14 protein-coding genes and 1 tRNA gene are annotated in these 22,036 nt (G+C 74.2%); 6 read left to right on the top strand and 9 right to left on the bottom strand.

All coding sequences use genetic code 11. The features are described from left to right. Positions 1-5: 5 nt before the first annotated feature. A complete protein-coding gene (locus JNW98_RS02450; protein ID WP_223766362.1) occupies positions 6-1,859 on the bottom strand; it encodes an IucA/IucC family protein in 1,854 nt (617 codons plus the stop codon). A gap of 42 nt (positions 1,860-1,901) precedes the next feature. On the opposite strand from JNW98_RS02450, the gene JNW98_RS02445 reads away from it, so the two are divergent. Beyond that, the gene (locus tag JNW98_RS02445) at positions 1,902-3,437 is read left to right on the top strand and encodes an IucA/IucC family protein (protein WP_223766361.1); all 1,536 of its coding nucleotides are present in this window, start codon (positions 1,902-1,904) and stop codon (positions 3,435-3,437) included. A 27-nt stretch (positions 3,438-3,464) separates the two neighbouring features. Here JNW98_RS02445 and sigJ read toward each other — a convergent pair whose 3' ends face one another. Further along, complete coding sequence (gene sigJ / locus JNW98_RS02440) at positions 3,465-4,346, bottom strand: RNA polymerase sigma factor SigJ (protein ID WP_223766360.1); 882 nt, start codon at positions 4,344-4,346, stop codon at positions 3,465-3,467. Between the two features lie 102 nt (positions 4,347-4,448). Here sigJ and JNW98_RS02435 point away from each other — a divergent pair, with 102 nt between their 5' ends. From JNW98_RS02435 to JNW98_RS02425, 3 genes are all read left to right on the top strand, one after another. Beyond that, on the top strand, positions 4,449-5,231 hold the full coding sequence (locus JNW98_RS02435; RefSeq protein ID WP_223766359.1) for an SDR family oxidoreductase: 783 nt from the start codon (positions 4,449-4,451) through the stop codon (positions 5,229-5,231). Between the two features lie 76 nt (positions 5,232-5,307). After that, positions 5,308-6,024 (top strand): SMI1/KNR4 family protein, encoded by a 717-nt coding sequence (locus tag JNW98_RS02430; protein ID WP_223766358.1) that lies wholly within the window; start codon positions 5,308-5,310, stop codon positions 6,022-6,024. 87 nt (positions 6,025-6,111) lie between these two features. Continuing rightward, positions 6,112-7,272, top strand: a complete 1,161-nt coding sequence (locus JNW98_RS02425; RefSeq protein ID WP_223766357.1) for a GDSL-type esterase/lipase family protein — start codon at positions 6,112-6,114, stop codon at positions 7,270-7,272. Positions 7,273-7,349: 77 nt separating this feature from the next. Here JNW98_RS02425 and JNW98_RS02420 read toward each other — a convergent pair whose 3' ends face one another. The 4 genes from JNW98_RS02420 to JNW98_RS02400 form a co-directional block, all read right to left on the bottom strand. Continuing rightward, the gene (locus JNW98_RS02420; RefSeq protein ID WP_223766356.1) at positions 7,350-7,886 is read right to left on the bottom strand and encodes a hypothetical protein; all 537 of its coding nucleotides are present in this window, start codon (positions 7,884-7,886) and stop codon (positions 7,350-7,352) included. Positions 7,887-7,996: 110 nt separating this feature from the next. Beyond that, positions 7,997-8,269, bottom strand: coding sequence for a glycine zipper domain-containing protein (locus JNW98_RS02415; protein WP_223766355.1), 273 nt, complete (start codon positions 8,267-8,269; stop codon positions 7,997-7,999). A 114-nt stretch (positions 8,270-8,383) separates the two neighbouring features. Next, entirely contained in the window at positions 8,384-10,489 is a 2,106-nt protein-coding gene (locus tag JNW98_RS36470) for an ABC transporter permease (RefSeq protein WP_308015449.1), read from the bottom strand. Then, positions 10,486-11,313 (bottom strand): ABC transporter ATP-binding protein, encoded by an 828-nt coding sequence (locus JNW98_RS02400; protein WP_223766354.1) that lies wholly within the window; start codon positions 11,311-11,313, stop codon positions 10,486-10,488. Before JNW98_RS02400 ends, JNW98_RS36470 begins: the two co-directional genes overlap by 4 nt. Positions 11,314-12,170: 857 nt before the next feature. On the opposite strand from JNW98_RS02400, the gene JNW98_RS02395 reads away from it, so the two are divergent. Together JNW98_RS02395 and JNW98_RS02390 are read left to right on the top strand one after the other, a co-directional pair. Beyond that, positions 12,171-13,790 (top strand): alpha/beta hydrolase, encoded by a 1,620-nt coding sequence (locus JNW98_RS02395; RefSeq protein WP_223766353.1) that lies wholly within the window; start codon positions 12,171-12,173, stop codon positions 13,788-13,790. Between the two features lie 123 nt (positions 13,791-13,913). Further along, positions 13,914-13,987 (top strand) — tRNA-Thr (locus JNW98_RS02390). 114 nt (positions 13,988-14,101) lie between these two features. Here JNW98_RS02390 and JNW98_RS02385 read toward each other — a convergent pair. The 3 genes from JNW98_RS02385 to topA form a co-directional block, all read right to left on the bottom strand. Next, positions 14,102-15,340, bottom strand: coding sequence for a DNA polymerase III subunit delta' (locus tag JNW98_RS02385; RefSeq protein WP_223766352.1), 1,239 nt, complete (start codon positions 15,338-15,340; stop codon positions 14,102-14,104). A 132-nt stretch (positions 15,341-15,472) separates the two neighbouring features. After that, positions 15,473-19,036 carry a dTMP kinase gene (gene tmk / locus JNW98_RS02380; RefSeq protein ID WP_223766351.1) on the bottom strand — a complete coding sequence of 1,188 codons (3,564 nt, stop codon included), beginning with the start codon at positions 19,034-19,036 and terminating at the stop codon, positions 15,473-15,475. A 142-nt stretch (positions 19,037-19,178) separates the two neighbouring features. Continuing rightward, on the bottom strand, positions 19,179-22,028 hold the full coding sequence (gene topA, locus JNW98_RS02375) for a type I DNA topoisomerase (RefSeq protein ID WP_223766350.1): 2,850 nt from the start codon (positions 22,026-22,028) through the stop codon (positions 19,179-19,181). Positions 22,029-22,036: the final 8 nt, after the last annotated feature.

The following is a 22,036-nucleotide window of genomic DNA, read 5'->3' as shown; positions in this document are numbered from 1 at the left end:
TGGAGTCAAGGAGAGGACGCGGGCGGACAGGCGCCCGAGGCGGCGCGCGCCTGGCTCGACGCGGTGCCGGTGTGCAGGACGAGCGGGTTGGGAACGGGGAGGTACCGGGGGTCGGTGCCGTCCGCGCCGATCCAGCGCGAGAGCAGGTTGGCCTTGCCGGGGAGCGTGGGCGAGGCGAGCAGGGCGCGGAGTTCGGGCAGGGCCGGGAACGCCGCCAGGCCGCCGCAGCGCTCGAACTGCTCCCGGGCCGCCTCCCACAACGCCGTACCGCACCACGGGAAACGGCCCGCGAGCGCGCCCGCGACCTCGCTGAGGTTGTTGACGACCAGGCAGTAGGCGAGGCGCCGCCACGCCGCCGCGCGCGCCATCTCGGCCAGGACCTTGGCCCCTTCCGCGTCGCGGAAGACGGACTGGACGGGTGTGCCCTGTGCGTCCACGGCGATCAGAGTGTTCTGGAGGTGGCACTCCACGACGACGCCGTACCGCGCGAACGCCTCCAGCACGGGCGGCACGACGCACCGCACGTACGCCGTCCACCAGTGCACCGGATCCGTCACCCGGTCGAGGGGGTTGCCGTCGAAGCCCTCGGCGAGCGCCGCGGCCAGGACGGCGGTCGTACCGGGGAGCAGGTGCCGGGAGAGCCCGTCCCGGACGAGGACCGCGCAGGTCTCGAAGAGGCCGTCCACCGTGCGGTAGCAGCGCTCACTGAGCCAGGCCGCCGGGCCGCCCATCGCCGCGAAGGCGGCGGTGACCAGGGGGTCGGTGCGGCGGACGTGGACGAGTTCGTGGCGGCGCATCCGGCGGACGTCGTTCGTGATCTGGACGTCCAGGCTGAACTTCAGGAACAGGTCCCCGGCCGGCACCCGGCGCGGGTCGCCCGGGGGGCCCGGCTCCCCCGGCACGTACACCGTCCGCACCGAGGCCGTGGGCCGGGCCCGCAGGGCCGTGCGGCCGAGCCGGACCAGCCGGCCGTCGGCGAACGCCGCGCGCATCTCCGGCCGGTGCGCGGCCAGTTCGAGCTGCCAGGGGTGGGCGGGGAGGACGCGGTAGCCGGGCGGCGCCTCGCCGAGGCCGTCCAGCGCGCGGGTGTCGCCGTCCTCCACGACCGCGTCCTCCCGCACACCGAGCAGAACGAGCGGGAAACACGCGTACGCCTCCGGCGCGTACCGCAACCAGGCGGCGGGCGGGCCGCCGCCGCTGCGCGCCTTCGGCGCCGGGTGGAAAGGGTGCCCCATGACCAGCGCCTGCTCCGACCGCAGCCACGGGTCCTCCGGCGGCACCGCGTGAACCCGGGCCGCGAGCACCGCCTCCACGGCGGCTCTGCTGGCGGCCATCTCGGCGGGCAGGGCGCGGTTCGGCAGACCGGTGGCGGCCCGCATCTCCTGCGCCGCGAGGGACACCAGAGCGGCGTGGGGCAGGGATCGCCAACCGCGTCCCGTCCAGAGCTCGGGCGCGGAGGGGCGGTGCCCGGCGCGGACGCGCAACAGGCGGCCGGTGACGCGGAGCCGGTGGACGGTGTGGGTGGTGGAGGGGGGCGGGAAGGGCGGGGCGGCGGGGGACGGCTGCCGACCGGGTCCGGGTAAGGGGTCGACAGCCGCCGGACCCGCGGAGGCCGACGGAGCCGCGGAGGCCGACGGGGACGTCCTGGCCGACGGCATCACCGGGATCGCCGGGACCGCCGGGGCTCCCAGCACCGCGCCCGAGGACGGGCCGGCGGACGCGGCGGCCACGGCCGGGCCGGCCGTTCCGGCGACGCCGGAGAGCTCAGCGGGGTCGGCAGGGTCGGCGGCTTCTCTGAGCAGACAGTTGAGCAGCGGCGTCACGGCCAGTGCGTCAGCGGCCCGAGTGAATGCATTCATCGGCCATCAGTATGTGTGGAGGGTGTTCCCCTGCGGTAGGACATGCGCGTGTGCCGGACCTCCGCCGAGCGAATCCTGGCCAGCGAACTGGCCGCCGCCGCGCCCGACTTGACGGACGCTTTCAGCGCGCTCCTGCCCGGCGCGAGGGCGTCCGTACTGACCCGCCTGTGGCGCGGCCTCGTCCACGAACCCCTGCCCTGGATCACCTCCCGCACGAGCGCCCACGGCAGCGTCACCCTGCGGCTGTCCGACGGCCGCCGGCTGCACGGCCCGCCGTCCGACCCCTGGTCGACGGCCGTCACCGTCACCGCGCTGGAGCTGGACGGCGTCCCTCACGACCATCCGGCGGAACTCATGACCGCCCTCTCGGCACGGCTCGGTCTGCCGAACGGTCCGCGTTTCGCCGCCGAACTCGACCACAGCGTCGCCTCCCTGACCCTCTCCCGCGCCGCACGCCACGGACGCGACACGACACACCCGCCGACCGGTTCGGGCCAGGCGCCCTGGGACTGGGAGCAGTGGCCGACGGACGGCCACCCGTACCACCCCACCTGCCGCGCCCGGCCCGGCTTCTCCGCCGCCGAGCAACTGGCGTACGCGCCGGAGCACCGGCCGGTGGTCCACCTGCGGCTGGCGGCCGTCGAAGGCGCGACGGTGGTGGGCACCTGGCCGCCGGAACTGCGCGACGGCCTGGCCGCGTTGATCCCGGTCCACCCCTGGCAGGCCGCGCACGTCCTCTCCGGCCCGCCCCTGCGCCCGGGCCCGGCGGCCCACCCGCTGCTCTCCCTCCGCACCCTCGACATGGGCGGGAACACGCACGTCAAGACGGCGGTGAGCACGCAACTGACGTCGGCGGTACGGGACATCTCGCCGTACTCCGTCACCCACGCGCTCGCCACCTCCGACTTCGCCGCACGCGTCGCCGGTCGCCTGGACGGCCGGCTGCACATCGCCCGTACGCTCGCGGCGGCCGGCGCGGGAACGGCCGACCTGGCGGCGGTCCTGCGGGAGTCGCCGTACCGGTACGGGGACGCGGCGGCCGGCGAACGCGTCGTCCCGGCCGCCGTCCTGCCCGCCCTGCTGTCCTCCCACCCGCCCGCCGAACGCCTGGCGCGGGCCACCGCCTTCGCGCGGCTGGCCCTCGGCGTCTGCCTGGAGCTGCTCGACCTCGGCGTGGCCCTGGAGGCGCACGGCCAGAACCTCCTCGTGGTCGTCGACCGCGACGACCGCCCGCTCCGCCTCGTCTACCGCGACCTGGCCGACATCCGCGTCAGCCCGGCACGGCTGGCCCGGCACGGCATCCCGGCTCCCCCGCTGACCGGCCGGCTGCTGACCGACGATCCGGCCGTCCTCCACCGCAAGGTCGTCGGCTGCCTCGTCACCGGCGCCCTGGCCCCGCTGGCCGGCGACGGCCCGGTCCTCGGCGCCCTCCTGCGGTCCGCCGGCCGGGACCTCCCGCGGACCGCCGAGGCCGACGCCCTCCGCACCGGGCCGCTCCCGGCGAAGGCCCTGACGTCCATGCGCCTGTCCCCGCCCGGCCGCGGTGACCTGTGGACGCACCTGCCCAACCCGGCGTAGCGCGCATGCCACCCCTCGGCCCTCACGTCACTTTCCGATCCCGGCCACCTCCAGCCCCGCCAGCCGCTCCGGATCCATCAGCACGTCGATGGCCACGATCCGGCCGTCGACCACGGTGAAGGCCATGACGGAGATCGGCGCCCGCCCCTCCATGGCGACCACGACGCCGGCCGTGCCGTTGATCAGGGCCGGGCGGACGTACGGGGACAGCTTCGAGAACGTGACCGCCTGCGAGGCCACCATGTGCGCGCCGTTGAGGACGTTCGTCCGGCGGACGCCGCCGTCGGACCGCAGGATGACGTCGGGGTGGAGGACGGCGACGAGGGCGTCGAAATCGCCGTCCCGCGACGCGGCGAAGAACGCGTCGACGGCCTTGCGCTGGTGTGCGAGGTCGCGGTCGGGTGCCGGCGCCTGGTCCTGGACGCGACGGCGGGCGCGGCTGGCGAGCTGGCGCGTCGCCGCGGCGGAACGTTCGATCAGCGGCGCGATCTCGTCGAAGGGCACGGCGAACATGTCGTGCAGGACGAAGGCAAGCCGTTCCGCCGGTGCCAGCGACTCCAGCACGACCATCAGCGCCAGTCCGACCGAGTCGGCCAGCAGCGCCTCCTGCTCCGGGTCGGGCACGTCCTCGCGGCGGATGAGCGGATCGGGCACGGTCAGGGCGTCGAGCGGGTCCTCGCGCCGGGTCGCACGGGCGCGCAGGACGTTCAGGCAGACGCGCCCGACGACGGTCGTCAGCCAGCCGGCGAGGTTCTCCACCTCGCTCACGTCCGTCCGGTCGTAGCGCAGCCACGCCTCCTGAACGGCGTCCTCGGCCTCACTCACCGAGCCCAGCATGCGGTACGCCACCGCGCGCAGCCGGCTCCGGTGCTCCTCGAACCGGCCGGCTGAGAAATCGTGCTCGTTCACCTGTCACATTCCCTTCCCCCTGCGGGTCAGAGAAGTAGATCACCGAAAAGCGGAGGACGCGCCCGGAGGTACCCCTCCGGACCCGAACACAGTGGAGCAGTCATGACGTCACCGATCCTCGTCACCGGCGGCACGGGCACCCTGGGCGGCCACGTCGTCCCCCTCCTGCGGCAGGCGGGCCGCGAGGTGCGGGTGCTGAGCAGGCACGGCCGCGAGGCGGCGGACGGCGTCGAGTACGTCGCCTGCGACCTGCTCGCGGAGGACGGCGGCCGGGCGCTCGCCGCGGCGCTGGACGGGGTCGAGACCGTCCTCCACCTCGCGGGCGGGCCGAAGGGCGACGACGTCGCGACCCGCAACCTCGTCCGGGCCGCCGCCGACGCCCGGGTGCGGCACTTCGTGTACATCTCCGTGATCGGCGCGGACAAGGTCCCGCTGGGCTACTTCCGGGCCAAGCTGGGCGCGGAGCGGGCCGTGGCGGAGTCGGGGCTGCCGTGGACGACGCTGCGGGCGGCGCAGTTCCACGACCTGGTCCTGAAGGCGGTGCGCTCGATGGCGAAGTCGCCGGTGGTGCCCGTCCCCGGCGGGCTCCGCATGCAGCCCGTCGACGCCCGCGAGGTGGCCGCGCGGCTCGTGGAACTGGCCCTCGGCGAGCCCGCCGGCCTCGTGCCCGACCTGGCGGGACCGACCGTCCACGGCATGGGCGACCTCGCCCGCGACTACCTGCGGGCGTACGGCAAGCACCGGCTGATGCTGCCGGTGCGCCTGCCCGGCAAGGCGGGCCGCGCCTACCGCGCCGCCGAGAACCTGTCCCTGGAGGGGGCCTCGTTCGGCACCCGCACCTGGGAGGAGTTCCTGACCTCGGCCGCGGCCGAGGCAGGGCGGTAGGGCGTCGGGCGGGACGCCGCCGCCCGGTTGAAATGCGGAGGTGAAGGACCGGTGGTCCCCGGTAACGTCGCCCGACATGACAGACATATGGGCGGGCGTGCGCGAGAGGGTGCTGGCCCTCCGGACGACGCCGGAGGTGATGGACCGCGTCTTCGGAGCCGTCTGGCTCGACGGCGGTCACCGCTTCGAACTGGCGCCGCCCCTCACCGAGGCCGAACTGGCCCGCGCCGAGGAGCGCCTGAACGTCGCGCTCCCCGCCGACTACCGCTCGTTCCTCCTGGAGGTGGCGGCGAGCGGGGCGGGGCCGGAGTACGGCGTGATGCCGCTGAGCCCTCTGCTGACCGGGCCGCGGGCCGGGGAGACGTCCGGCGTCACCTCGCGGCCCTTCCGGCCCGGCGCGGTCCAGGAACTGCTCGATGAGCACGAGGAGAACGAGCCGCGCCGGGCGGCCTACCCCGACGACGAGACGTACGCGCGGGACCGGGCCGCCTGGGACGCCCGGTGGGACGCGCTGGATGCCGAACTGACCTGGGGGACACTGCGCCTGGGCCACCAGGGCTGCGGCTACTACTCCTTGCTCGTCGTGACCGGCGAGGAGCGCGGCCTGATGTGGGAGGACGTCCGCGCGGTCGGGGAGGGCCTGGTGCCACTCCAGCGGCGCGGCGCCGAGCGGCTGACCTTCGCCGAGTGGTACCTGGGCTGGCTGGACTGGGCGGAGCCGAGGATCCGGGCCGCGATGGGAACGACGTCCCCCTCGGACGGGGCTCGGACCGATGTCAGTGGGGGCGCTTAGGGTGGGTACGTCCTGCCTCGCCGCTTCGTGAAGTGACGCGGGCGCCGTGACGTTCCGTCATGTGCCGTCCGTTGTAAGGAGTTCGACGTGACCGACTGGATCACCACCCCGATCGACGCCGGCATCGTGCGCGGCGCCCTCGAACTGGAACGCACGGAACGCGGCCTGCTGCCGCACCGGTTGCCCACCTGGGTCCGGCAGCGGTTCCCGGACGAGCGCCTGCTGTCCGCGGAGTCCCAGCCCTCGGGCGTCCGGCTGGCCTTCCGGACCGGCGCCACCGCCGTCGAGCTGGACGTGCTCCCCACGAAGACGGTCTACCAGGGCCTGCCGGCGCGGCCGGACAGCGTGTACGACCTGCTCGTCGACGGCCGCCCGGCCGGGCGCGCCGTGGCCGAGGGCGGCAACGTGCGGACGGTCGACATGGCCGCCCAGACCTCCGTCGTCACCCCCGGCCCGTCCGCCACCCTCCGGTTCGACGGGCTGCCCGGCGAGCCGAAGGACGTCGAGATCTGGCTGCCGCACGACGAGACCACGGAACTGGTAGCCCTTCGGACGGACGCGCCCGTGGAGCCCGTGCCCGACCGCGGCCGCAGGGTGTGGCTGCACCACGGCAGTTCCATCAGCCACGGTTCCGCCGCCACGCACCCCACCGCCACCTGGCCGGCGCTGGCCGCCGCGCGGGGCGGCGTCGAGCTGGTCAACCTCGGCCTGGGCGGCAACGCCCTGCTCGACCCGTTCGTGGCCCGTGCGATGGGCGACGTGCCCGCGGACCTGATCAGCGTCAAGATCGGGATCAACGTGGTCAACACCGACCTGATGCGGCGGCGCGCCTTCGCCCCGGCCGTCCACGGGTTCCTGGACACCCTCCGCGACAGGCACCCCACCACGCCGCTGCTGGTCGTCTCGCCCGTCTTCTGCCCGCTGCAGGAGAACACCCCGGGACCGCTCATGCCCGATTTCAAGGAGAACCGGCTCTCCTTCCGGGCCCTCGGCGACCCGTCGGACCCCACGCGCCTCACGCTGACCGTCATCCGGGACGAGCTCGCCCGCATCACCGCGCAGCGGGCGGCCGACGACGCGAACCTGCACTACCTGGACGGCCTCGCCCTCTACGGCGAGCCGGACTTCGCCGACGTACCGCTGCCGGACGGCCTCCACCCGGACGACGGCGGGCACCGCCGCATCGGCGAACGCTTCGCCGAGCGGGTCTTCGGCCCCGGCGGCCCGTTCGCCGCCGCGGAGGGGTGAGCAGGGAGGTGTGAGCAGGGAGGGGTGAGCAGGGAGGCGTGGGCAGGGATGCCTGAGCGGAGAGCCTCAGGAGGCCGTCACATCCACGTCGTCGCCGTGGCGACCACGTCCGCCTGGCGGGGCCGCTCCGGGTTGCCGTAGCGGATCTCGATACGGGCGTTCCGCCGCGTGAAGTCGCTGTCGACCAGCCGGACCTGGCGGGGGTTCTTCACCGTGCGGTAGACGATGTCCGTGTCGACGAAGAAGCCGAACTCACCCTTCGCGGGCGCGTAGGCGAAGAACTCCCCGCCCTGGTAGTGCCGCTTGAGGCGGTCCTCGGTGAGGGCGAGCGACCAGTAGCCGACGCAGCGGCCGGCCGGGCACATGAAGCGGTACTCCGCCTTCAGGCCCTCCAACTCCATGGCGCGGAACGGATTGTCGTCCGTCGGTGCCGACTGACGTGCCGGAGTGGTGGGAGTGCTCGAAGCGGTCGCGGCGGACGCGCTCGGTGCGGCGGGCGCCGGTATGCCCGGGTGCGCCGCCGCGGCCGCCGGAGCGCCCTGCGCGACGGCGAACGTCAGCGCCGCGGCCGCCAGGGTCGGGGCGACGGCGCGGAGCGCGATGCGGAATGCCATGTCCGATCTCCAGTCCTCTGCGTGATCGAGTCGCTGCGAGACGTGATCATCGCGCGGGAGGAAGTCCCCGGCAACGGGCGGGAGAGGAATCCGGCCAGCCGACGAACCGGTCAGGCGCCGCCGACGGGGCCGCCCTGCCCTCCGTCCGGTCCCGCCGGCTCCTCCGCCTGCCCGCGCCGCGCGCGGAGGGCGAGGCCGACCATGCTGCCCACCCCCATGCCCAGGGACAGGCCGAGCCCGATGTTGTCGAACAGCAAGCCGAGCGCGAGGCCGGCCGACAGGCCGAGGGACATGCACAGCGCCAACTGCTGGTCCGGCGACGAGGATCCGTCCCGCCCGGCGTCGGCGTCCTTCGGCTGGTCGGAGGGGTTCGGGTTGTTCACGTTCTTTCCGTCTTTCCTGGCTGTGCGGTGGTCCAAGCCGACGCCGAAACGTCGTCGGCATACGGCCGTCGGGCTGCGGCCATCATCCCGGACGTCCCGGGAGCCCCGGCGGTCTCACTCCCGCCCGCCGACGGCGTCCAACGCCCGTCCACGCAGGGCGAGCCGGGCCGGGACGAGCGAGGCGAGCAGCGCGAGGACGAGGCACGTACCGGCGGCCGTGCAGGTCACCGCCCACGGGAGCCGGAAGGCGGGGACGGCCGCGCCGTCGATCCACCCGTTGTAGAGCCAGGCCGTCGTCGCCTGCGTGGCGAGCGTGACCAGCAGTCCGAGGGCCGCGGCCGTCGCCGTCGTCAGGACCGCCTCCCCGGCGACCATGCCGAGGACCTGGCGGTCGCTGCCGCCCGTGAGCCGCAGGGTTGCGAAGTCGCGGAGGCGGTCGCCGGTGGACATGACCATCGTGTTGACGACGGCGATGAGGGCGTAGAGCACGGCCGGCCCGAGGATGGCGGCCAGGGCGATCCACAGGTAGCGGTTCTGCGGGCTGTCGTTGCCGCCCGTCCACTCACCGGCGGTCGTCAACCGCACCCCGCTCGCGTCTTCCCCGTCGTCCTCCGCCGCGTAGGCCACGGAGACGGACCCGTTGGTACTGGCGGACAGGTAGACGGTGTCGGCGCGCAGGGACCGGTCGTGGCCCGCCACCGCCGCGTACGGGACGAGGACCTCGTTCAGGCTCAGCGGTGTACGGACGACCGCGACCACCCGCAGGGTGGCCGTCGTGCCGTCGGCCAGGCCGGCGGACAGGCGGTCGCCGAGCCGCCAGTGCCGGCTCTTCGCGAGCCCGGTGGAGACGGCCACCGTGCCGGGCCCCTTGAGGTCGGCCAGGGAACCGGCCTCGGCCGGCAGCTCCCAAGCCCTGGTGATGTCTCCGTCGACCACCGTGGCGGTGGTGACCATCGCGTCCGCCGCGCCGCTCCCGGCCCGCGCGTCGAGGCCCGTCAGCGGGGTGTCGCCCACGGCGGTGACGTCCAGGCCCATCCGGCCGCCCGTCCCCATCCGGCCGCCCGTCCCCATGCGGCCGAACGCGCCCACCCGGCCGCCCTCCTCCGGGCCTTCGTCCCGGCCGTCGGGGGCCGGCAGGGTGAACTCGGGCGGGACGCCCTTCGGGCCGTCCGCCTCGATGACGTAGTCGGCGCGCAGGGCCGCCCGCGTCTGCTCGTCGCGCGCCTCGGCGAACGCCGCGGTGGAGCCGACAACGCTGCCGGCGAGTGCGACGACGAGGAACACCGGCGTGGCCGTGGACACCGTCCGACGGACGGCCGTGAGCGCGTTCTGCCGGGCGAGGAGCCCGATCGCGCCGGCGGACAGCCGCACCGGCAGGGTGAGGAGCCGTACGAGCGGCGGTACCAGCAGCGGGGCCAGGAGCGCCACCGTGGAGATGGCCAGCAGGTCGCAGACCAGGGCCCAGTCGGGCAGATTGCGCGGATCGCGCAACTGGGGGTCCCGCCGCAGCGGTTCGGGCATCGCGGCCAGCAGCAGGGGGACGGCGACCGCGGCCGCGAGGGCGAGCACGGCCCACAGCACGCGGCCGACCGTCGTACGCCCCCGGTCCACGGCCGCCTGGCCGAGCGCTTCGGTGGGGCGCACGCGGCCCGCCCGCCGGGCCGCGACCCAGGCGCCCAGCAGGGCGACGACGACCTCCACGGCGACCGCGATCAGCAGGGGGCCGGGTGTCGTGGGGGCGGAGAAGCCCTTGGGGGCGACGGCGCGCCGGACGAGCCAGTCGGCGAGCGGCGACGCGAGGACCGGCGCCAGCAGGGCACCACACCCGGACGCCACCAGCGCGACCAGCAGCGCCTCGCCCAGCACCAGCCCTCTGACCTGCCGGGGCGTGGCTCCGACGGCACGCAGCAGCGCGGTCTCGCGCCGGCGGGCGGCCACCGCGAACGCGAAGGTGGAGGCGACGACGAAGACGGAGACGAAGCCGGAGACGCCCGCCGTGAAGGTGAGCAGCTTCTTGAGCGAAGGGGCGGCCGGGTCGGGGCTCTCCACGTCGGCGGCGGCCTCGGTGAGCAGGCCGGTGGCGCCGATCAGGGCGACACCGAGGGTGAGCGCGACGAACGAGCCGGCGAAGGCGGTCCACCGTTTGCGCAGCGAGGCGGCGGCGACCGGGAGCAGGAGGGCGAAGGGCAGTCCGCGCGGCGTTCCGCTCGGGCCGCTCAACGGTGTCTCCCCGAGGTGTGGTCGTGCGGCCCCGCGTGGGCGCGGGCCGGTTCGAGGCCGGCCATGCGCTCCGCGATCAGCTGGGCGCCGGCGCCGTGAAGCTCGTCGCGGACGCGGCCGTCGGCGAGGAAGAGGACCCGGTCGGCCCAGGAGGCGGCCCCGGGGTCGTGGGTCACCATGACGACGGTACGGCCCCGGACGTCGACGAGGGTGCGGAGCAGTTCGAGGACGGTGCGTCCGCTGACGCTGTCGAGGGCGCCCGTGGGTTCGTCCGCGAACACCACCTGTGGCTTCGCGATCAGGGCGCGGGCGATGGCGACGCGCTGCTGCTGGCCGCCCGACATCTGGGAGGGCAGGTGCCCCTCCCGCCCTGCCAGTCCGACCTGTTCGAGAGCCTCGCGCACCGCCCGGCGGTCGGGACGGCGTCCGGCGAGCCGGAGCGGGAGACCAACGTTCTGGGCGGCGGTGAGGGAGCCGAGGAGGTTGAACGCCTGGAAGACGAAGCCGATCCGTTCGCGCCGAAACTCGGTCAGTTGTCTTTCGGAGAGCGGTCCCAGATCGACACCGTCCACGTGGACCCGGCCCGCGTCCGGCCGGTCCAGACCGGCGGCGCACTGGAGCAGCGTGCTCTTGCCGGAGCCCGAGGGGCCCATGACGGCGGTGAACGTGGCCCGCCCGAACGTCACCGAGACGTCGTCGAGCGCGCGGACGGCGGGCGAGGCGCCCGTGGTGTTGTAGGTCTTGCCGACACCTTCCAGCGCGATGGCGTGACCCTGCTGCGCGACGGCGTGATTCGACGGCGCGACGGCGTGCTCGCCTGACATGTTCCCCCCGGTATCGCGTCGGCACCCCACCCGGCGGCAACACGCCACCCGGCCCCACTCTCGCCGACCGCGCCATTATGCGGAGCGCCGGTCGCGGTTCCGACGCGGGGTGGGGGCCATGCCTCTACGCACTGGCGAATGCGCGAATTCGCAGGAGAGTTGGGCACAGCGCCAGCACAGGTAAACCGTCCCCCAGCCGGAAGAAAAGATTCCCCTCGCAGCCGCACACGGCCGCGGCCATGCGACGGCGGCCACATGACAGCCGACGTACGGCCGCCCGACGGCGGACATACGTCAGCCCCCGGTGCTCCACACCGGACCGCGAGTCCGGGCCGTCGCCCGCGGCTCCGATCCCGGCAGGGGCTCTCCCGGGGGCCTGGCCAGTCGACGAGATGGGGGTCACTCGGGCCGATGAACGTCTTCATCGACGGTGCGGCTCTCACCGTTGGCTGGTGTATGACCAGTTTGCTCCTCATATGCCCAGAGTCAAGAGGCCGCAGAAATCCCTCGGGAAAACCCTCACGCCCTTGGGAAAACCCTCGCGCGGACACCTCCCGACACCCTCGGCACTCCCAACACTCCCGACGCCCCCGGCGCCCCCGACACCCCCCGCCGACCGGCCGAGCACAGGAGGCCCGAGGACACCACAACCCGGGTGAATCCTCACTCGTACGAGGCGACCTGACCGCCGGGACTACCCCTTTCCGGTGTCCGCCCGGATACGCTCCGTACACCCGTGCCCGGCCCGGTACGGCCCGCGAACCCGCCCGTATGCGGGCAGAAGCACCACGTCTCCCGTGGTTTCCGCACGCCGTACGCCGCACGCCCACCTGTCTGCCACACAGAGGGACCTGCCGATGGACAACAGCCGCCTGCTCCGTACCTCCGGCACCCTGGCCGCCGCCGCGGCCCTCCTGCTCTCCGCGCTGGCCGCCGGCGGCCCCGGACCGGCCGCGGCCGCGCCAATGGACCCCGACGCCCCCGGCGCGTCCGTCCAGACGACGACCACCGACACCTCCCGCGCGACCGACGCGACCGACACCGACCTCGCCGCGCTCGCGGAACCCCTGCGGCCGTACTACGCCCAGAAACTGCGCTGGCACTCCTGCGGCAGCGGAAAGAGCGCCGCGTTCGACTGCGCGGACATGAAGGTGCCGCTGGACTACTCCGTCCCCCGCGGCGGCGACATCACCCTCGCCGTGTCCCGCAAAAAGGCCGCCGGACCCGGCAAACGCCTGGGGTCCCTGCTGGTCAACCCGGGCGGACCGGGCGGCTCGGCGATCGGCTACCTGCAGGGCCACGTGGCCGCGAAGTACCCGTCGTCCGTCCGGGCCCGCTACGACCTCGTCGCCGTGGACCCGCGCGGCGTCGGCCGCAGCACCCCGGTCACCTGTCTGTCGGACGGCGAGATGGACGGCTACGCCCAGTCCGACCCCACCCCGCAGAACTCCGTGGAGACCCGCCGCTTCGTGGCGAACCTGAAGAAGTTCGCCAACGGCTGCGCGGCCCGGGCCGGCAGAGTCCTGCGCCACGTCTCCACCGTCGAGGCGGCCCGGGACATGGACGTCCTGCGGGCCCTGCTCGGCGACGAGAAACTGCACTACGTCGGCGCCTCCTACGGCACCTTCCTCGGCGCCACCTACGCCGAGCTCTTCCCGTCCCGCGTCGGCCGGCTGGTGCTGGACGGCGCCCTGGACCCCTCGCTCGACCAGGAGCGCGTCAACCGCGAACAGGCGGCCGGGTTCCAGACCGCGTTCACCGCCTTCGCCCGCGACTGCGCACGCCACACCGACTGCCCGCTGGGCACCCGCGGCCCCGAGGACGCCGGGAACCGCCTGCGCTCCTTCCTCGCGAAGGTCGACGCCCACCCGCTCCCCACCGGCCAGCCGCGCCGGCTGACCGAGGGCCTGGCGACGACCGGCGTGATCGCGGCCATGTACGACGAGGCCGCCTGGCCCGCCCTCCGCAAGGCCCTGGCCCTGGCGGCCGCCGACAACGGCTCCGTGCTCCTCGCCCTCTCCGACGCCTACTACGAGCGGAACGCGAAGGGCTCGTACTCCAACCTCATGGCCGCCAACGCCGCCGTGAACTGCCTGGACGCACCCCCCGCCTTCCACGGCCCGGACGACGTCCGCCAGGCGCTCCCGGCCTTCCGCAAGGCCTCGCCGGTGCTCGGCGAAGTCCTCGCCTGGGCCTCCCTGAGCTGCGCGTACTGGCCCACGCACGCCACCGGCCACCCCCACCGCATCACGGCCCGCGGCGCGGCGCCCATCCTCGTCGTCGGCACCACCCGCGACCCCGCCACCCCCTACCCCTGGGCCCGCTCCCTCGCCTCCCAGCTCTCCTCCGGCCACCTCCTCACCTACGACGGCGACGGCCACACCGCCTACACCCGCGGCAGCTCCTGCGTGGACTCCGCGATCGACTCCTACCTCCTCACCGGCACACCCCCTCGCTCCGGCCTCCGCTGCTCCTGACCCCCCTTCCCCGCCCCCGCTCTGGCCTGCTCATCAGCCCGTAGGACCGCCCGGTACGGAGCACCCTCCGGAACTGTGTAGACTTGGGCCCGCTGCTGATGCCGATCTCGGCCCGGCAGCACTGCCGCCTTAGCTCAGTTGGCCAGAGCAACGCACTCGTAATGCGTAGGTCGCGGGTTCAAATCCCGCAGGCGGCTCCGGCGAAACCCAGGTCACACCCAGTGTGACCTGGGTTTTTTCGTTGTGGCACAGGCGGCGCCGCGCGGGCCGGGCATCGAAGTGCCCGGCCGTTCCGCTCTCCGTCTCTGGCCTCACCCCGCCCGCAGGGCCATCGTCATGGCCTCGACGGCGAGCAGGGGGGCCACGTTGCGGTCGAGGGCCTGGCGGCAGGCGGCGATGGCCTCGATGCGGCGCAGGGTGTGCTCGGGGCGTGAGGCGGAGGCGATGCGCCGGAGGGTGTCCCGGTCGTCGTCGTTGGCCAGTTCGACGCGGGAGCCGAGCTGGAGGGCGAGGACGTCGCGGTAGAAGCCGGTGAGCTCGGTCAGGGCCAGGTCCAGGCTGTCGCGCTGGGTACGGGTGGACCGGCGCTTCTGCTTGTCCTGGAGTTCCTTCATGGCGCCGGCCGTGCCGCGCGGCAGGCGGCCGCCGGTGCCGGCCGCGGCCCCGAGGGCGGCCCTCAGCTCCTCGGTCTCCTTGGTGTCGACCTCCTCGGCGACCTGCTTGGCGTCCTCGGCCGCCGCGTCGATCAGCTCCTGCGCCGCCTTCAGGCAGCCACCCACGTCGTCGACCCGGAGCGGCAGCTTGAGCACCGAGGCGCGGCGCGCGCGAGCCCGCTCGTCCGTGGCCAGGCGGCGGGCCCGGCCGATGTGGCCCTGCGTGGCGCGGGCGACCCGGCCGGCCAGCTCCGGCTCGATGCCGTCCCGCCGGACGAGCACGTCCGCGACGGCCGCGGTGGACGGCGTGCGCAGGGTCAGGGACCGGCAGCGGGAGCGGATCGTCGGGAGCACGTCTTCCAGCGAGGGGGCGCACAGCAGCCAGACGGTCCGCGGAGCGGGCTCCTCCACGGCCTTGAGCAGCACGTTGCCCGCGCCCTCGGTGAGGCGGTCGGCGTCCTCCAGCACGATCACCTGCCACCGGCCGCCGGCCGGCGAGAGCTGGGCGCGCCGGACGAGGTCGCGGGTCTCCTTGACGCCGATCGAGAGCAGGTCCGTACGGACGATCTCGACGTCGGCGTGGGTGCCGACGAGCGTCGTGTGGCAGCCGTCGCAGAACCCGCAGCCGGGGCCGCCGCCGGGCAGCGCCCGGTCCGGGCTGACGCACTGCAGGGCCGCCGCGAAGGCGCGGGCGGCGGTCGCCCGGCCGGAACCGGGCGGTCCGGTGAACAGCCACGCGTGCGTCATCCTAGAGCCGGACACGTCGGCGGGCGCCGCGTCCTGCCCCGCCGCGCGACCGGCTTCCACGGCCGTGACCAGCGCGTCCGCGTCACAGGCGGCAGCGGAGAGCTGCTCCGTGACCCGGTCCTGTCCGACCAGGTCGTCCCATACCGCCATGGCTGTCCTCCGCGCCCGTTCGTCCTGCGGTCTGCCCGGTCACCCATTGTGGGGCAGACCACTGACAACGGGGCCCGGGCCAGGCTCCCGCCGCGGTCCACCCGCCCGTAAGCGGCGGGCGCCCGCGGTCGCTCAGCGGCCCTTGCGCCGCCCGGAAGCGCCGCCCGGACCACCGTCGCTGTCGCCGTCGTGCCGGCCGAAGAGGTCGTCGGCGAGCGTCGGCGCCTCGGCGTCGTCGCCCTCCCGTCGGCCCTCGGCCCACTCCGGGCGGCGCCGGGCCTTGCGCTCCTTGTCCGCCGCGTCCGCCGGGGCGTCCGCCTCGGCGCCGGGGCGCGGCATCTCGCGCGTGCGCATGCCGTCCGCGTCGTCCGCCGGAGCGCGCTCTTCGGAACCCGCCGGCGCCACGGCACCGCCGGACTCCTCGGGCCGGAACAGCCAGTCCGGAACCCGGTCCACCGGGTCCTCGGCCCGCCCGGCGTCCGTCGGGCCGACGGCCTTCGCGGCAGTACCGGCCGCGTCGGCGTCAGCGGAGGCGTCGTTCTTTCCCGACCGCATGCCCCACGTGACCCGCTGCACCGGCGGCGGAAGGGTCGGCACCGGGGGCAGCACCGTCGTCTCGTCCTCGGCACCACCGGAATCGACGGCATCAGGAACAGCAGGGGCAGCAGCAGCGCCCTCGGCCGGCGCGGGCTCGTCCGAGCGCACGGGCGGCAGGTACGCGGTCTCGTCCTCGGCTCCGGCGGGCTCACCGGCGGGCTCGCCGGCCGGCTCCTTGGCGGGCCGCGCAGGACCGGTGGTCGGCAGCACGGCCGTCACGTCCTCCGCACCGGCCTCCTCGGCGTGGGTCGATCCCTTGTCCGCTTCCCGCGGATCCTTGCGGTGCACCAGCGGCGACTGAACGGTCACCGTCTCGTCGGCGTCCCGCATGAGCAGCGTCTCGCGCGGGTCCGGCCGGTGCACGGGCGGGACCCGGAGCTGCTCGGTCCGCTCCGCGTCCGGCGCCTTCGCCCGCTTCGAGAGATCAGCCGCCTCCGCCTTCACCGCCGACTGCTCGACCGTGGGCACGTCATCAGGACCGGCAGCATCATCAGCGCCGGCCTCGCCCGCGGCAACACCGTCCGCAGCAGCACCATCCGCCGCCGTCCGCGCCGCCTCCGCGCGCAGCAGCGCCTCCTCGGCCTTCCGCTGCTTCTCCCGGCGCCGCTCCTCGGCCTCGGCGCGCAGCCGCGCCTCCTCCTCGGCCTGCTTGCGCAGCCGCTCCTGCTCGGCGGCCCGGGCGCGCTCCTCCGCCTCACGGCGACGGCGCTCCTCGTCCGCGAGCCGGCGCGCCTCCTCGGCGCGCTGCCGCGCCTCCTCCGCCTGCCGTTCGGCCTCCAGGCGGCGGGCCTCCTCGGCCTCCCGGCGCTTGCGCTCCTCTTCCTCCGCGCGCAGCTTGGCCAGCTGCTCCTGGCGTTCGCGCTCCAGCCGCTCCTCCTCGGCCTTGCGCGCCGCCTCCTCCTCCGCCTTGCGGCGGGCCTCGGCCTCGGCGGCCCTGCGGGCCTCCTCGCGGGCCTCGATCTCCTGGGCGGACAGCGGCAGGGCCTCGTCGAGGCGGTGGCGCACGACGGTGGTGACGGCCTCGGGCTCCTGCCCGGCGTCGACGACGAGGTAGCGCGCCGGGTCGGCGGCGGCCAGGGCGAGGAAGCCCTTCCGCACCCGCTCGTGGAACTCGGCGGGCTCCGACTCCAGCCGGTCGGGCGCCTCGGTGAAGCGTTCGCGCGCGGTCTCCGGCGAGACGTCCAGCAGCACCGTCAGGTGCGGGACGAGCCCCTCCGTCGCCCAGCGGTTGATCCGGGCGATCTCGGTCGGGGACAGGTCGCGGCCGGCGCCCTGGTAGGCGACGGACGAGTCGATGTAGCGGTCGGAGATGACGACCGCGCCGCGCTCCAGGGCGGGCCGGACGACGGCGTTGACGTGTTCCGCGCGGTCGGCGGCGTACAACAGCGCCTCCGCCCGGTCCGACAGCCCGGCCGACGCGACGTCCAGCAGGATGGCGCGCAGCCGCTTGCCGATCGCCGTGGCGCCGGGTTCGCGGGTGACGACGACCTCGTGGCCCTTGGACCGGATCCATTCGGCGATGGCCTGCACCTGGGTGGACTTGCCGGCGCCGTCGCCACCGTCGAAGACCAGGAAGAAGCCGTTGGCCGCCGTCGCCTCGACCGGGTCGCCGTCACGGACGGCGTCCAGCAGGTCGCGGTGGAACGGCACCCCGTGCCGGTCGTCGGTCTTGCCCAGGACGAGCGCGCCCACCGGCAGCAGCAGCGCGCCGATCAGCATCAGTGTGAAGGCCGCGCCGCCGTGGTCGAAGACGAAGTTGCCGCTCTCGGCCCGGTGCGGGCCGATGAGCGCGGCGAGGACGGGGGCGGCGACCGCGGCCAGCGCCGCGGTGACCCGGACGACCGCGTGCAGGTGCTCCGTGGTGCGCGGGCGCCGCTCCTCCTCGGTCTCCTGGTCGAGGAGGGTGTGGCCGGTGTTCGCCACGACGCCGGCCGCGACGCCCGCGATCAGGACGAGCAGCAGCACGGTCGTGGCGTCGGGCACCAGCCCGGCGGCCAGCAGGGCGACGCCCGCCACGGCGAGCGAGAGGGCCAGCAGCCTGCGGCGGGAGAACCCGGGCAGGATCCGGCCCGCGACGCGGATGCCGACGACCGGTCCGCCGGTGAGGGCGAGCGCCAGCAGGCCGCTGGCGACCGGGCCGCCGCCCAGGTCGTAGGCCTGGAGGACGGCGACACCGAAGGCCGCGGCGACCGCGCCGGCGACGGCCGCGCAGGACAGGACGAAGACGGGGATGCCGCCCGTCCGCCCCGTGTCGGGCGCCTGCTCGTGCTTGGGCCGGCGCAGGCCCTCCAGCGGGGAGCGCGCGGTCGTCTCACGCGCGCCGGGGAGGGACAGGAAGTACACGATCACGCCGGAGGCGTTGAACAGGGCCGCCGCGAGGTACGAGCCGAGGGCCGGCTGGTGCTGGTGGAACCAGTCGATGCCGGACCCCAGCAGGTTGCTCACGAGCGTGATGGCGACGAGGGCCGCCGCGGCGACCGGCAGGGCGACGAAGGACGTGCGCAGCGTCAGTCGCCGCAGCGCGTCGCCGTGGTCCGGGACGGGCCGGACGGCGGCGCCCTCAAGGGGCGGCCGGGGCAGCAGGGTGGGGGCCACGCCGTCCTTGGCCACGGTCCACACGCGCTCGGCGACGCCCAGGAGGAAGGCCGTGACCAGCAGCGACGCCAGCGCCTTGCTCTCGGTGAAGTCGATCCACACCGGGGCGACGGCCAGCAGCAGGGCCCGAACGGCGTCGGCGCCGACCATCGTCCAGCGCCGGTCGAGCGGGCCCGAGGGAGCCAGCAGCGAGTTGAGGGGGCCGAGCAGGACGGCGCCCAGGAGCAGCGTCGCGAGGAGGCGCGCGCCGAGTACGGCGGCGACCGCGAAGGCGGCCCCCTGGTACCCGCCGCCGAAGGACCCGGCGGTGACGGCCGCCTGGAGCGCCAGCAGCAGCAGGACCAGCAGGCCCAGGGCGTCACCGACGCCCCCGGCGGCCTGGGCGCTCCACAGCCGCCGCAAGGAGGGGATGCGCAGCAGGGCGCGGACGGCACGCTCGCGGGAGTCCGCGGCCAGTGCCCCTGGGGGAGAGGTCACCACTGTTGGCTGCTCGGCTCGCGTCATCCTGCCAGCCTATCCGGAGCGCCTGAATACCAACCGCCGCCGCGAACACCTGATCGAACGACGAGCGGCGCCCGCCTGCGGAAACGGCCGGGCGGCGGAACCGGAATCCGGCCCGCCGCCCAACGCCTCGCTACCGCCCCGCCTACTCCGCCGGGGCCGCGGCCGCCGTCTTGGCGGCGGTCTTCTTGGCCGCCGTCTTCTTCGTGGCGGCCGACTTGGCCGTCGTCGTCTTCTTCGCCGCCGTCTTCTTGGCGGTCGTCGTCTTCTTCGCGGCGGTCTTCTTGGCCGGAGCCTTCTTGGCCGCCTTCTTCGCGGTCTTCTTGGCCGGCGCCTTGGCCCGCTTCTCCGCGAGCAGCTCGTAGCCGCGCTCCGGCGTGATCGTCTCCACGTCGTCGTCGCGGCGCAGCGTGGCGTTGGTCTCGCCGTCCGTGACGTACGGGCCGAAGCGGCCGTCCTTGACGACCACCGGACGCTCACTGACGGGGTCGGTGCCCAGCTCCTTCAGCGGCGGCTTGGCCGCGGCCCGCCCGCGCTGCTTGGGCTGCGCGTAGATCGCGAGGGCCTCCTCCAACGTGATGTTGAAGATCTGGTCCTCGGTCTCCAGGGAGCGCGAGTCCGTGCCCTTCTTCAGATACGGGCCGTAGCGGCCGTTCTGCGCGGTGATCTCCACGCCCTCGGCGTCGGTGCCGACCACACGCGGCAGCGACATCAGCTTCAGCGCGTCGTCGAGGGTGACCGTGTCGAGGGACATCGACTTGAAGAGCGACGCCGTCCGCGGCTTCACCGCGTTCTTGCCGGTCTTCGGCGTGCCCTCGGGCAGCACCTCGGTGACGTACGGCCCGTAGCGGCCGTCCTTGGCGACGATCGGGTGGCCCGACTCCGGGTCCGTGCCCAGCTCGTACTCGCCGCTCGGCCGGGCGAACAGCTCCTCCGCGTACGCCACGGTGAGCTCGTCCGGCGCCAGGTCCTCGGGAACGTCCGCGCGCTGGTGATTTTCCGCGCCGCGCTCCCCTCTTTCAACGTAAGGCCCGTATCGGCCCACGCGCAGCACGATGCCCTCGCCGACGGGGAACGAGGAGATCTCCCGGGCGTCGATCGCGCCCAGGTCGGTCACCAGCTCCTTGAGGCCGCCGAGGTGGTCGCCGTCGCCGTTGCCCGCCTCGGCGGCACGGCCGGTGACCTCCCCCGAGCCCTCGCCGAAGTAGAAGCGGCGCAGCCACGGCACGGCCTGGGCCTCGCCGCGGGCGATGCGGTCGAGGTCCTCCTCCATGGCGGCGGTGAAGTCGTAGTCGACGAGCCGGCCGAAGTGCTTCTCCAGCAGGTTGACCACGGCGAAGCTCAGGAAGGACGGGACGAGCGCGGTGCCCTTCTTGAAGACGTAGCCGCGGTCGAGGATGGTGCCGAGGATGGAGGCGTAGGTCGACGGACGGCCGATCTCGCGCTCTTCCAGCTCCTTGACCAGCGACGCCTCGGTGTAGCGGGCCGGGGGCTTGGTCGCGTGGCCGTCGGCGGTGATCTCATCGGCGGTCAGCGCGTCGCCCTCGGTGACCTGCGGCAGCCGGCGCTCGCGGTCGTCGAGCTCGGCGTTCGGGTCGTCGGCGCCCTCGACGTACGCCTTCATGAAGCCGTGGAAGGTGATCGTCTTGCCGGAGGCGCTGAACTCGGCGTCCCGGCCGTCGGAGGCGCGTCCCGCGATCTTCACGGTGACCGAGTTGCCCACCGCGTCCTTCATCTGGGAGGCGACGGTCCGCTTCCAGATGAGCTCGTACAGCCGGAACTGGTCGCCCGTCAGGCGGGTCTCCGCGGGAGTGCGGAAACGATCACCCGAAGGACGGATGGCCTCGTGCGCCTCCTGGGCGTTCTTGACCTTCCCCGCGTAGGTGCGCGGCTTCTCCGGCAGGTAGTCGGCCCCGTAGAGCTGGGTGACCTGCGCCCTGGCGGCGGTGACGGCCGTGTCGGAAAGCGTCGTGGAGTCCGTACGCATGTAGGTGATGAAGCCGTTCTCGTACAGCTTCTGCGCCACCTGCATGGTCGCCTTCGCACCGAAGCCCAGCTTGCGCGACGCCTCCTGCTGGAGGGTCGTGGTGCGGAAGGGGGCGTACGGGGAGCGGCGGTACGGCTTGGACTCGACCGAGCGCACGGCGAACGAGGTGTCGGCGAGGGCGGCGGCCAGCGCGCGGGCGTTCGCCTCGTCCAGGTGCAGCACCTGGGCGGCGTCCTTGAGCTGCCCGTTCGAGCCGAAGTCGCGGCCCTGGGCGACCCGCCGGCCGTCCACGGAGGACAGCCGCGCGGCGAAGGTGCCGGGCTCGGCGGCGTCACCGCCGCGGCCGGTGGAGAAGGTGCCGGTGAGGTCCCAGTACTCGGCGGAGCGGAACGCGATCCGCTCGCGCTCCCGCTCCACGACGAGCCGGGTCGCCACGGACTGCACCCGTCCGGCGGACAGCCGGGGCATGACCTTCTTCCACAGGACCGGCGAGACCTCGTAGCCGTAGAGGCGGTCGAGGATGCGCCGGGTCTCCTGGGCGTCGACGAGCTTCTTGTTCAGCTCGCGCGGGTTTGCGACGGCGGCCTGGATCGCGTCCTTGGTGATCTCGTGGAAGACCATCCGGCGGACCGGGACCTTCGGCTTGAGGACCTCCTGCAGGTGCCAGGCGATGGCCTCGCCCTCGCGGTCCTCATCGGTGGCGAGGAAGAGCTCGTCCGATTCGGCCAGCAGTTCCTTGAGCTTCTTGACCTGGTCCTTCTTGTCGGCGTTGACGACGTAGACGGGCTGGAAGTCCGCGTCCACGTTCACGCCCAGGCGGGCCCACGGCTCGCCCTTGTACTTCGCCGGGACCTCGGCGGCCCCGTTCGGCAGGTCACGGATGTGCCCGACGCTCGCCTCGACGACGTATCCGGGGCCGAGGTAGCCCTTGATCGTCTTCGCCTTGGCAGGCGACTCGACGATGACGAGTCGGCGGCCGCCCTGTGCGGTCTCGCTGGTCGGGGACAACTTCGCTC

This window comes from Streptomyces huiliensis, assembly GCF_020037025.1.
Classification (GTDB): Bacteria; Actinomycetota; Actinomycetes; order Streptomycetales; family Streptomycetaceae; genus Streptomyces; species Streptomyces huiliensis.
This window is presented reverse-complemented; position numbering and strand designations above follow the sequence as displayed.

Bases quoted from the DNA above. Each gene is read 5' to 3' on its own strand.
- JNW98_RS02450 (WP_223766362.1), bottom strand. From the start codon at position 1,859: ATGAATGCATTCACTCGGGCCGCTGACGCACTGGCCGTGACGCCGCTG.
- JNW98_RS02445 (WP_223766361.1), top strand. From the start codon at position 1,902: ATGCGCGTGTGCCGGACCTCCGCCGAGCGAATCCTGGCCAGCGAACTG.
- JNW98_RS02435 (WP_223766359.1), top strand. From the start codon at position 4,449: ATGACGTCACCGATCCTCGTCACCGGCGGCACGGGCACCCTGGGCGGC.
- JNW98_RS02430 (WP_223766358.1), top strand. From the start codon at position 5,308: ATGACAGACATATGGGCGGGCGTGCGCGAGAGGGTGCTGGCCCTCCGG.
- JNW98_RS02420 (WP_223766356.1), bottom strand. From the start codon at position 7,886: ATGGCATTCCGCATCGCGCTCCGCGCCGTCGCCCCGACCCTGGCGGCC.
- JNW98_RS02400 (WP_223766354.1), bottom strand. From the start codon at position 11,313: ATGTCAGGCGAGCACGCCGTCGCGCCGTCGAATCACGCCGTCGCGCAG.
- JNW98_RS02395 (WP_223766353.1), top strand. From the start codon at position 12,171: ATGGACAACAGCCGCCTGCTCCGTACCTCCGGCACCCTGGCCGCCGCC.
- JNW98_RS02385 (WP_223766352.1), bottom strand. From the start codon at position 15,340: ATGGCGGTATGGGACGACCTGGTCGGACAGGACCGGGTCACGGAGCAG.
- tmk (WP_223766351.1), bottom strand. From the start codon at position 19,036: ATGACGCGAGCCGAGCAGCCAACAGTGGTGACCTCTCCCCCAGGGGCA.